This is a genomic window from Shewanella sp. CG12_big_fil_rev_8_21_14_0_65_47_15 (assembly GCF_002783505.1).
Lineage (GTDB): Bacteria > Pseudomonadota > Gammaproteobacteria > Enterobacterales > Shewanellaceae > Shewanella.
This window is the reverse complement of sequence record NZ_PFGL01000020.1, coordinates 15,636-27,425: the sequence shown is the minus strand read 5'-3', so window position 1 is coordinate 27,425 and position 11,790 is coordinate 15,636. Positions and strand designations below refer to the sequence as shown.

Here is an 11,790-nt window from a genome sequence, read left to right as displayed (position 1 = left end):
ATCGGCGCAGTCTTTAAGACTGCGCTGTTTTCCCCTCAAACGCAGGTCAAACCATGAAGATGATCCTCTCAAGTGCATTAGTGCTACTGCTCAGTGCCTGTGCAAGCGACTACAGTTTTAACAGTAATTTGAACGGTGAGGCAATCGATGACTATTTCAAGGCCTCCGATGTTACCCTCTATGAAGGTGATACCTTGCCTAAAGGGCACTACGAATTAAAGGGACTAGTTCAAGGCGAATCCTGCCAAGCCGATGTGAATGCCGTACCCGCTTCACTTGCGGATGCCAGAACCGAAGCTCGCCGCACCGCCGCAGATAAAGGCGCTAACGGCATTATCATCAAACAATGTGTGATGTTAGATGAAGCCGCCCAGGGTTGTATCAGTCGCGCCCTATGCGTCGGCCAAGCCATCAAAACGGCTACCCCAGAGTAAGCTTCACGCATAGCAAGCGTACTGCTGCCGATTCGATGATCTGAGATTGTCCATATCAACCGCTTAACAATGAGCTTATGCGGTTGTTATATTTAGCCTTTTAGGTAATTTTTTGCATGACATTTACCAACCAAATTGTCGCCGTCGCGATCTGCCGCACTCCCTATAAACAAAAGTTTGGCATACCAAGGCAACCCGGACTGGTTGAAGCCCGTGGCTATGTCGAACTCGAACCCCATGTGAATCATATCGATGCGGTACGTGGTATCGAGCAATATTCCCATCTGTGGTTACTGTTTTGCTTCCATGAGAATCTTGCCCAAGGTTGGAAAACCACAGTGCGGCCACCCAGATTAGGCGGCAATGAAAAACTCGGCGTATTTGCCACTCGTTCCACGTTTAGGCCCAATGGCATTGGGCAGTCGGTCGTTAAACTGCACGGCGTAGTGCAGCGTAAGGGCAAAGTTTGCCTCGAGATTTCCGGTATGGATCTCCTCGATGGCACGCCGATTATCGATATTAAGCCCTATATTCCCTTCTCGGATTCCATTATCGATGCGATAGGCGGCATCGCCCAGGAAGCGCCCCACTTAATTTCGGTGGTATTTTCTGCCCATGCCAACGCCCAAATTAAGCGTTACGCCGAGCAGGAAAACTACACAGATTTAGCCCTACTGATCCGCGGTGTACTCGGTCAAGATCCACGGCCTGCCTACAAAAAAGCCAAGGATGATCCTAAGCTTTATCAAGTCGCCCTCTATGATTTAGATGTGTTTTGGCAGATGGCGGTCGATGATAATGAGCAAGAATACATCTTGGTATTAGAACTCAAACCGGGGAAATGTGGCTAAATGTCTGCGCCAACGCCTAGATCAGAGCCGGCATCTTTGCCTGACTATCAAAGCCAACATAAAAAGCGTCTCTCTTGGATGCCATGGCTGTATTTTTCTTTAAAAGAGAAACATTTAGTCTGGGCTAAACCCTGGCAGGATGAAATCCAAGCCACACTTTGCGCCCTCGAAACAGTACAAATAGGCGAGCACTGTTTTATCGCCCCCGAAGCCCAGTTATTTGCCGAGCCCAACCGCGATATTCGCATGGGTAATCGCTGCATGATCGCCGCCGACTGTTTTTTGCATGGCCCCATTACTATGGGGGATGAAGTGGCGATTAATCATGGCAGCTCCCTCGATGGTGGCAGGCTAGGCATCAAGATAGGTAATCAAACTCGCATCGCTAATAATGTGACTATCTATGCCTTTAACCATGGCATGGCGCCAGATACACCTATATATCAACAAGCTGCCAACTCCAAAGGTATTGTGATAGGCAAAGATGTGTGGATTGGCGCCCAAGCTGGCATAGTCGATGGTGTGACGATTGGCGATCACGCCGTGGTCGGCATGGGCAGCATAGTAACAAAAGACGTGCCCAACTGGGCCATAGTTGCTGGCAACCCCGCCAAAGTGATCGGCGATAGGCGGGATAAGTAAACATAAACAGAAACGTGGATCTAGATACTAGCAGTGACGAAGTCACGCTCTAGCCGCGTAGCGCTCTTCCTTCCGTTATCCGTTATCCGTTATCCGTTATCCGTTATCCGTTATCCGTTATCCGTTATCCGTTATCCGTTATCCGTTATCCGTTATCCAGCATAAAAAAATGCCTTTTACCCCCAGCTAACTGAATTTAACCTAAATCCCTAGGTGACATCATCCAAGCAGGTGATAAAATGGCGCCCATTCAACTCAAATTTGGACATCGGTAATGCGCGTCAGCAAGTACCTACTATCAACACAAAAAGAAACTCCTGCCAACGCAGAGGTCATTAGCCATCAATTAATGTTACGTGCCGGTATGATCCGCCGTAATGCGTCGGGCCTTTACAGCTACCTGCCCACGGGCTTACGTGTACTGCGTAAAGTCGAAGCTATTGTTCGTGAAGAAATGAACAAAGCAGGCGCGATTGAAATATTAATGCCTATGGTACAACCGGCTGATTTGTGGGTAGAAACGGGTCGTTGGGATAAATTTGGTCCAGAATTGCTACGCTTTAAGGATCGCCACAACCGTGACTTCGTTCTGGGGCCAACCCACGAAGAAGTGATCACCGACTTAATCCGTAAAGAAGTCAGCTCTTACAAGCAATTACCGCTGAATCTTTACCAAATCCAAACCAAATTCCGCGATGAAGTGCGCCCACGCTTTGGTGTGATGCGTTCACGCGAGTTCCTGATGAAAGATGCCTACTCTTTCCACCTCGATGTCGATACCATGAATGCGACCTATGAGGCCATGTATCAAGCCTATAGCAACATTCTGTCGCGCATGGGCTTAGCCTTCCGCCCCGTATTAGCTGACACAGGTTCTATCGGTGGCAGCATGTCACACGAGTTCCATGTACTGGCACAAAGCGGTGAAGATTTAATTGCTTATTCGACTGGCAGTGACTATGCGGCCAACATTGAAAAAGCCGAATCACCTATGCCAACCGAGGCTCGCGGCGCCGCCACCGAAGAGTTACGTTTAGTCGATACCCCCAATGCTAAAACCATTGCCGAGTTAGTTGAGCAATTTAATTTGGATATCACTAAGACAGTTAAAACTTTGATCGTAATGGGTGCAACCGAAGCCGCTCCGCTAGTAGCATTAATTGTTCGCGGTGACCACGATCTTAACGAAATCAAAGCCGACAAATTAGATTTAGTGGCATCACCCTTAGAATTTGCACCAGAAGCCCTTATTCGTGACGCCATTGGCGCAGGTCCCGGATCACTCGGTCCTGTGGGCTTAACTATGCCAATCATTATCGATCATAGCGTCAGCGTGATGAGCGATTTTGCCGCCGGTGCTAACGTCGATGATAAACATTACTTTGGCATCAACTGGGAGCGGGATCTGCCGACAGCACAAGCTGCCGATATCCGTAATGTGGTTGAAGGCGAGCCAACACCCGATGGTTTAGGCACTTATGCGATGGCCCGCGGTATCGAAGTCGGCCATATCTTCCAACTCGGCACTAACTACTCTAAATCGATGAATGCAACTGTACTCGATGAAAACGGCAAGTCACAGGTGCTGCTGATGGGTTGTTATGGTGTCGGCGTGAGCCGTATTGTAGCCGCAGCCATCGAGCAAAACTTCGATGACCGTGGCATCATTTGGCCAGAAGCGATTGCCCCCTTTAGCGTGGGTATTCTGCCAATGAATATGCACAAGTCGCACCGCGTAACCGATATCGCCGAGCAGTTGTACAAGGACTTAACCGCAGCGGGTATCGACGTGTTACTGGATGATCGTAAAGAGCGCCCAGGCGTGATGTTCGCCGATATGGAACTGATTGGACTCCCGCACACTGTGGTAATTGGCGATCGCAATATCGATGCCGGCGTATATGAATACAAAAACCGCCGCACCGGTGAAAAGCAAGATATTCCATTTGACCAGCTGGTCGACTTCCTGAAAAGCCAGATTAAAGCCTAAGCCTTAGCTCTAGTCGAATAAAAAAATTAAACGCACTTAGGTTGTACTTAAGTGCGTTTTTTATTGGCTATAATGCGGCTTTTTACTGCTGTATTTTGGGCACTGTCGTTTGCGCTAACAGGTACTGACTCGGAGCGACGCCCATCAACTGCCTAAACATATAACCAAAGGCTGAACCCGAGGCATAACCCAAGGATAACGCTGTAGTGAGCACAGATTCACCTCGGCTGAGCATTTGAATCGCCACCTGCAATCTAAGCCTTTGCAACCATTGGCTATAACTCAGCCCTGTTTGCCGTTTAAATAATCTCGCTAACGTGCGGGCCGAGGCGCCGACCTCCCGCTGCCAATCCACTAAAGTGCGTTGTTCGCTCGGATCCGCCAGCAAAGCCTCGGTAATACGCAGTAATTTTTTATCCCTAGGATAAGGTAAATCCAAGGCGACCTTAGGTGCGAGCACCATAAAGTCACGGATCACCATCAAGAGCCGCATGACGCTATCCTTATCATCAGGGTCTATCAGCCCCGTCTCACTCTGCACCAAGGCATTTGCCTCTTGCAGTAATAACTGCAAAACAGGCTTCACACTCAGACAAGTGCAGTCGGGTGGAAAGCCACCTATCTGTGTTTCATCCAAATACAGACTACTCAATTGCACTTGAGCAAGCGCTATAACCTCATGATCGACAAAGGGAGGCACCCACACTGCTTGTTCAGGCGGCACTATGTAGCGCCCGGCAGGCGTGATCACACTCAACACACCCTGACTGGCATAAATGACCTGCCCCCAAGAATGACTGTGCCGCTGCACATGCTCAAACGGCATGAGTGTTCGCTTAAGCAACATAATGGAGGCACTTAGCCCTGCGGCGGCTAAACGTGAAGGTGCGACCTGCGTGTGCTGAGTAATATGCTGCTGGGATAAATGAATGCCGGTGACTTGACTCAAGGTGTTATCGCCCAAGGTGATCTTTATATCGAAACTTCTTTTCGTATTATCGAGCATCTTCCGTATAGAAGCGCCTCTTTGTATAAAGCACCTTTATATAGAAGTGTCTTTTTATCTAGATATTAAGTCAATCTATCGAGTTAAAGCCAACGCAGCAAGCGCTAACATACCCTCTCAGATTTAACGAGTTGGAGATGATATGAGTATCCATATGAATAAAAACCGAGTCACGCCCGTAACCTTACAAAAAATGAAAGGTAAAACGCCCATAGTCGCCCTCACTGCCTATGAAAAACCGATGGCGGAACTTATCGATCCCCATGTGGATATGATTATCGTCGGCGACTCTGTCGGCATGGTGGTTTATGGACAAGACTCCACACTCGGGGTTACCTTAGAAATGATGATTAATCATGGCCTTGCTGTCACTCGCGGCGCAGCACACGCCTGCGTGATTATTGATATGCCCTTTGGAAGTTATCAAGAATCGCCTCAGCAAGCCTTTAGACATGCGAGCCAAGTATTGATACGCACAGGCGCGCAGGCGGTAAAACTCGAAGGGGGCGCAGAAATGCTCGATACCACTCGTTTTTTAACCCAGCGAGGGATCCCTGTGATGCCACACATAGGATTAATGCCGCAACACGTGAATCAATTGGGTGGATTTAAAACCCAAGCAAGGGATGCTGCCGCCATCGAAACCCTCGTTAGCTTAGCAAAAGACTTTGAGCAAGCAGGCGCTTTTAGCATACTGATTGAAGGTACCTCCGAACTCGCGGCGCGCACCGTGACTGCAGAAGTCTCAATCCCAGTCATCGGCATTGGCGCCTCACCCACCTGTGATGGCCAAGTGCTCGTAACTGAAGATATCCTAGGCTTATTTTCTGACTACACGCCTAAATTTGCCAAACGCTATATCGACTTAGGCCCCTTAATCACTCACGCCTGCGCCGAATACGCCAGAGAGGTGAGAACCGCTGAGTTTCCAACAGCAGAGCATTGCTTTGGCCTCAGCCAAACGATCAAGCTTACAGCGGATTAATTGTCTAAAGCGAAATGTTGCAGCAATCGAATAAACGATAAATCGAAATTTACAACTAATTAAGTCTATCGACTTGCTTTTTATAGGGCGGCGTTGCTTTAATAAAATCATTAAAACAATAAATTGAGTCTTGAGATTGCCTACATCAACAGCATTAGTCCTAGGCGGAGGCGGCGCGCGAGCAGCTTATCAGGTCGGTGTGTTAAAAGCACTGGTCCAACTATATCCCCGCAATCATGGCATCCCCTTTAAAATCATCTGTGGTACTTCTGCTGGCGCGATAAATGGCACTTCGATTGCGACCCATGCCTCTTGTTTTCACCTCGGAGTAAAAAAACTCGAATGGGTATGGCGACATTTTGAAACCCGAAAAGTGTATCGTGCCTCGATTGTGGGGGTGTTGAGTCACTTAGCCAAAATGGCGCTCAAGGGAATGCAGGATGATAAGGTCAATACCGATGCGGGTAGCTTGCTGGATAACGACCCACTGCGAACGCTACTGAATGAGCTTATCGACTTTAAACGCATCGATCGCAATATCCGTAACGGTGCGCTTACGGCCCTCAGTGTGGATGCCTCCTGTTATAACAACTCCCGCTCAGTCACCTTTTTTCAAGCCTCGAGGGATATAGAAAATTGGACCAGAGCGAGACGCAGCGGCGAACGTATGATGCTCAACACTGAGCATTTACTCGCCAGCTCCGCTATTCCTATGGTGTTTCCATCGATTAAGCTTAACCAAGCCTATTATGGCGATGGTTCGGTCCACCAGCTTGCACCACTGTCGAGCCCCATTCACTTAGGAGCCAATCGGCTATTGGTCATCAATTTGGACAGCCCCCATAAACATTACCCGATGGAGTTGGAATATCACCCCAAAACGGCCACGATTGCGGGTCATCTGCTCGATACCATCTTTTCCGATACCTTAAATAGCGATCTTGAACGATTGGAGCGCATTAATCACACCCTAAGCCTTATCCCGGAAACGAGTCGAACTCAACTGACCCTGCAACCCATAAAGGCCTTAGTGATCAAGCCAAGCGAAGATTTAAGTAAGATAGCGGCACGTTTCTACGACGATATGCCCTGGGCCATTAAAACCTTACTGGGTTTTATTGGTATCGATAGGCAATCGGACTCGAGTATCGTGTCCTACTTATTATTCGAGAAATCCTATACCAGTGCGTTAATCGATTTAGGTTATAAGGATGCCATGGAACAACTGAGTGAAATAAAGACCTTCTTCAACTTGGCTTAATTGCACCTGAATCCATTTTTTCATTAACGAGCCTAAGGAAGGTTTTGAATTACTAAAACGTAAATGGTATAAGATCAAGGTGCCCATCTTAGGCATATATACTTAACAGGAATGGGTTAAACTCATTCTAAACTAAGGAATATTCTATAGCAGCTAAACAGCAAATCAGTCTAAAGTCTGAATACACTGATAGATTTAGCATTGATCATTTAAGTTGAATCACCTATCATGCTGTACTAGATTAGCTAAAAATTAGGTTAATTTTTTCTAAAAGGGAATCACGATGAAAAAAACTTCATTAGCACTTATTGCTGCTATTTCAATGTTAGGCTCAGTAGCTGCTCAAGCAGTTGATGACGCTGGTACAACAACTGACGGTAAAACTTTTGGCGGTTCGAACGGGGCTATGGTTGGTGCTGGTATTGGTGCTGGTGCAGTTGTGACTGGTGTGTTAATTGCTGCAAACGGCGCTGACGGTAACCCAATTTCCAACTCAGGTACTGGTACTGGCTCTACTACAGGTACTGGTAACTAATCAGTTAAAACCTTTTCCAAACAACCGCCTATTGGCGGTTGTTTTTTTTAAGCTCATCGAGAGAAAATCAAGCTCTGGTTATGGCTTGAAATCAGTCTCACATCTCTTTACATTTGATATTTATTACTATTGAGAATAAGCAATTCGGATGCGTATAAATAAAAAACTATTGCCGCTAGTCACCCTCTCGGCCGTATTAGTAGGCATGTCTGGCTGTAGCCAACGAATTAGCGCCTTAAACGATACGATAAAGCTCGCTTTTATTGGGGATGACGACGTCAAACTCACCACAGAGCAGGTAAAAGCCAATCCCTACGCCAGTATTTATGCCAAGCTCGACGATATGCCACAGGCATTTATTGCTTTAGCCTTTGCCGAGCCCCAAGTCACCCTATCTTCAATAAGACCGACCCCAGATACACTGGAACTTAAATGGTTGTCGGCGGATAAAGGGATGTTAGTCACAAGAAATGGTCGTTTAGTTAAAACCCATAACCTGCTTGCTGGCAACTTAGTCGCAATTGCAAGCACACAACCCGACCCTCTTCTATTGGGTTTGCATTTAAGCAACACGCCCAAAATGTGGACGCGCACCCTTGACTGGCAACCTAATTACCACTTTGGCTACATCGCGAGTTCGCAATTTAATTTTATTGCCGAAGAAAACATCCTTATCAATGATACGCCAACACAGGCGCTGCATTTCAGCGAAATGGTTTCAATCGCCGCGCTTGATATCCACTATCAAAATGAATTTTGGATCAAACCGAATAATGGCCAAGTGATTAAGAGTCGCCAAAAGATAGCGCCTAATCTGCCCTTTATCGATATCACCTTACTTAAGCCATTCGCCTCTTAGTGGAGCCATTATGAGATCCTATTTAACCCCTCTGGCACTGCTCGCTAGTACGCTTTTTTTATCGACGGCTCAAGCAGAAACTCAGCTATTTGTCGCGACGTCTTCGAGCAAAGATGCCCAGGTACAAATCACCTATCCCAGCGCAATCCGGATCAGACAAGCACTGCAGGACGGCTTAGTACAACTGCCTCTCTATAACAAAAACACTAACGATGAGGTAGAGCCAATCTATTGGTTAGGTGCAGCCCTACTCGATATTCAACATACCGCAGCCTTAGAAGCTAAGCGCCAGCAAGTGCTTAGTCAATTAGCCGACATGGGACAAAAAGCAGATAACAGCAGCTATATTGCAAAACTGGCACAATTAGCCCAATTTTTACGCCAAATAAAACTTGGTCAGCGCGTTATACAGCCTTTGGATATGGATCTTGTTCGGATCACGGATGCCTATAATTCACTCCTCGATGGTCGTTTTTTGTTAGTGTTACCTCCACGTCCAACCACAGTGACAGTCGTTGGCGCTGTCGCTCAAACTGGCAATATGGCATGGCAGAGCCAAATGGACAGCCGAGAATACCTTAAGCAAGCGGGCTTATTGGATAATGTCGAAAATAGTTTCGTCTGGATCATTCAACCCGATGGCAAAGCGATAAAACAACCTATCGCCTATTGGAATCATCAAGTTCAGGATGTCGCTCCTGGAGCAACACTTTTTGCTGAGTTTTCAAGCCTTTTTGATGATTACTCTGATCTAAATGCAAACATCGTTGAATTACTCAGGAATCGGGCTCTGTAATGAAAATTTCTCCCCCTTCAATCCATCGCTTAGGCCGTTTATCCGCACTGTCACTGGCGCTCTTACCCCTATTCAATGCCGTCGCCGATGAATTTTCATCCCCCCAACTGTTACCATCACAATCTGATTTTGGTGGTGTGGGTCTAATGCAAATGCCCACGGGACGCATGGCTCCCGAGGGCGAGTTTAATTTCGCCACTAGCTATAACGATGACTATCAGCACTTTAGTGCATCGGTACAGTTATTCCCTTGGTTTGAAACCACGGTGCGATACACCCAAGTGCAAGATCTGTTATACAGCAATGACCCTAGTTTTAGTGGTAACACTAAATACACAGATAAAGGTATCGACTTTAAAGTTCGCCTGCTTGAAGAAACGAATTGGCTACCCGAAACCTCCATAGGTGTACGGGACTTTGGTGGTACAGGCTTATTTGATGGCGAATTTATTGCTGCGACAAAAAGGGTTGGTCCATTAGATTTTACCTTAGGCATAGGTTGGGGCTATATAGGTAATAGCGGCAACCTCACCCAGGATAAAAAAGATCTCAACTACAACTGCGACAGGGACACCTCCTATGGTGGCAAAGGTGGCACTGTTGACTACCAGCGCTGGTTTAAGGGCTGTGCGGCACTTTTTGGTGGAGTTGAATATCAAACCCCTTGGGACCCCCTACGGTTAAAAGTGGAATACGACGGCAACGACTATCAATCCGACTTCCCCGTTGTACGTGGTGATATCCCCATGCCACAGGACAGCAAGTTTAACTATGGCATGCTATACCGCTTTGGTGATTGGGGGGATCTGCACTTAAGCTATGAGCGCGGTAATACTTGGACCTTAGGCTTTAGTTTGCAAACCAATTTTAATACTTTAACGCAAATTAAACTCGACCCTGCGGCGGCTAAATATCAGCCCCTGCCCGCGGCACCTTTAACACAGGTATCAACCAATTCAGAGCAAAGCAGTGCCGCGCCGTCTTCGGCCAGTACAGTAACGAGCACTAAAGTAGAACCCACAGCTCAAATTGCCGCTGAAGTTACTAAGGAAGTTACCTCGGAAGTTGCCACTGCAGAGGTCTCGATACAGCCTCAAATCGTCGCAAACACAGTCGATTGGACAAAAGTGGCGCAGCAACTGGGAGAGATTGCAGGTTACTATAATGCCAAAATTTATCTCGATACCGACAGTATTACTGTGATTGGTGAGCAGACTCGATTTAGAGATAGAAACGAAGCCCATCACAGGGCGGCCACTATCCTAGCGAACAATACCGATATCACTCGCATTAAAGAATATCGTTTAATCGAGACCCACTATAACCAACCGATGACCGAAACACGCATCGATGCACAAAAATTTGCCAGCATCGCAAGCTATGGTTACCTCAATGCCAAAATGACGGATTCGAGCCAAGTGAGTGTCCCAAGCTTGCCGCAGGGACAACTGGTGACCAGCACAGATAAAGATTGGTTAGATAACTTAGGTTTCGATATTTCCCCAACTATGGTGCAATCCTTTGGCGGCTCCGAAGGCTTCTACATGTTTAATATTGGGATGACAGGCACGGCGAGTTATCGATTTACCGATAACTTTGAGTTTGCAGGCTCTATTTATCTTAACCTCTATGATAACTACGATAAGTTTCTCTACGATGTGCCACCCGATGGCACAGACTTAAAACGTGTCCGCACCTTGATCCGCCAATATGTTCATGACAATCCTGTGCGGATCAATAACCTGCAACTGACTTGGATGGATAATCTTAGCGAAAATATCTCCTACCAAGCCTATGGTGGCTATCTAGAAATGATGTATGGCGGTGTGGGAACTGAGTTTATGTATCGCCCACTCAATAGCCAATGGGCCTTCGGATTTGATGTTAACTATGCTAAACAGCGTGATCCCGATAGTATGCTTGGCTTCTTCGAGGAAGAGCATCAATTTGACCCTATAACCAATCGCCCCTATCGCGTACAAACGGGTGTCGTTACGGGGCATGTAACGGCCTATTACCAACCCGAATGGTTCCCAAGCACCCTGTTAAAGGTGAGTGCGGGCAAATATCTCGCCGAAGATAAAGGTGTGACTGTCGATTTGTCTAAGCAGTTTGATAGCGGTGTGATTGTCGGCGCATTTGCCACTAAGACTAACCTGTCGGCGGAAGAATATGGCGAGGGTAGCTTTACCAAAGGTTTCTATATTTCAGTGCCATTCGATCTGATGACCATCAAGTCGACCCACAGCCGCGCCTTCCTATCGTGGGTGCCGCTAACCCGTGACGGTGGTCAAATGCTCGGTCGTAAGTACAACTTATTTGATGTCACTGACGCACGCGCGCCCTGGTATACCAGACCAAGTGTTGAACCAGCAAAATAGCGAGTAACCAGCTAAAACGAAAAACGGGCAAGAATTATCTTGCCCGTTTT

Annotated in this window: 12 protein-coding genes; 11 read left to right on the top strand and 1 reads right to left on the bottom strand. The window is 47.1% G+C overall.

The features are described 5' to 3' along the window. The first annotated feature begins 53 nt into the window (after positions 1-53). From rcsF to COW15_RS05970, 5 genes are all read left to right on the top strand, one after another. Positions 54-434, top strand: a complete 381-nt coding sequence (gene rcsF / locus COW15_RS05990) for an Rcs stress response system protein RcsF (protein ID WP_293630942.1) — start codon at positions 54-56, stop codon at positions 432-434. Positions 435-550: 116 nt separating this feature from the next. Next, positions 551-1,285, top strand: coding sequence for a tRNA (N6-threonylcarbamoyladenosine(37)-N6)-methyltransferase TrmO (tsaA, locus tag COW15_RS05985; protein ID WP_293630940.1), 735 nt, complete (start codon positions 551-553; stop codon positions 1,283-1,285). Beyond that, positions 1,286-1,927: an acyltransferase gene (locus tag COW15_RS05980; protein WP_293630938.1), complete on the top strand. Its 642-nt coding sequence runs from the start codon at positions 1,286-1,288 to the stop codon at positions 1,925-1,927. 33 nt (positions 1,928-1,960) lie between these two features. Beyond that, positions 1,961-2,092, top strand: a complete 132-nt coding sequence (locus COW15_RS05975) for a hypothetical protein (protein ID WP_293630936.1) — start codon at positions 1,961-1,963, stop codon at positions 2,090-2,092. Between the two features lie 109 nt (positions 2,093-2,201). Then, positions 2,202-3,917: a proline--tRNA ligase gene (locus COW15_RS05970; RefSeq protein ID WP_293630934.1), complete on the top strand. Its 1,716-nt coding sequence runs from the start codon at positions 2,202-2,204 to the stop codon at positions 3,915-3,917. Positions 3,918-3,999: 82 nt separating this feature from the next. On the opposite strand, the gene COW15_RS05965 is transcribed toward COW15_RS05970, so the two are convergent. After that, a complete protein-coding gene (locus tag COW15_RS05965) occupies positions 4,000-4,881 on the bottom strand; it encodes a helix-turn-helix transcriptional regulator (RefSeq protein WP_363699917.1) in 882 nt (293 codons plus the stop codon). A 184-nt stretch (positions 4,882-5,065) separates the two neighbouring features. Here COW15_RS05965 and panB point away from each other — a divergent pair, with 184 nt between their 5' ends. The 6 genes from panB to COW15_RS05935 all read left to right on the top strand — a co-directional run bounded on the left by panB (position 5,066) and on the right by COW15_RS05935 (position 11,740). Next, the gene (gene panB, locus COW15_RS05960) at positions 5,066-5,908 is read left to right on the top strand and encodes a 3-methyl-2-oxobutanoate hydroxymethyltransferase (RefSeq protein WP_293630931.1); all 843 of its coding nucleotides are present in this window, start codon (positions 5,066-5,068) and stop codon (positions 5,906-5,908) included. A gap of 136 nt (positions 5,909-6,044) precedes the next feature. Further along, a complete protein-coding gene (locus COW15_RS05955; RefSeq protein WP_293630930.1) occupies positions 6,045-7,169 on the top strand; it encodes a patatin-like phospholipase family protein in 1,125 nt (374 codons plus the stop codon). Between the two features lie 283 nt (positions 7,170-7,452). Then, positions 7,453-7,704: a hypothetical protein gene (locus COW15_RS05950; RefSeq protein WP_293630929.1), complete on the top strand. Its 252-nt coding sequence runs from the start codon at positions 7,453-7,455 to the stop codon at positions 7,702-7,704. 148 nt (positions 7,705-7,852) lie between these two features. Next, entirely contained in the window at positions 7,853-8,563 is a 711-nt protein-coding gene (locus COW15_RS05945) for a YjbF family lipoprotein (protein WP_293630928.1), read from the top strand. Between the two features lie 10 nt (positions 8,564-8,573). Next, complete coding sequence (locus tag COW15_RS05940) at positions 8,574-9,359, top strand: capsule biosynthesis GfcC family protein (protein ID WP_293630927.1); 786 nt, start codon at positions 8,574-8,576, stop codon at positions 9,357-9,359. Further along, complete coding sequence (locus tag COW15_RS05935; RefSeq protein ID WP_293630926.1) at positions 9,359-11,740, top strand: YjbH domain-containing protein; 2,382 nt, start codon at positions 9,359-9,361, stop codon at positions 11,738-11,740. The genes COW15_RS05940 and COW15_RS05935 overlap by 1 nt, the downstream gene beginning before the upstream one ends. The last annotated feature ends 50 nt before the right edge of the window (positions 11,741-11,790 follow it).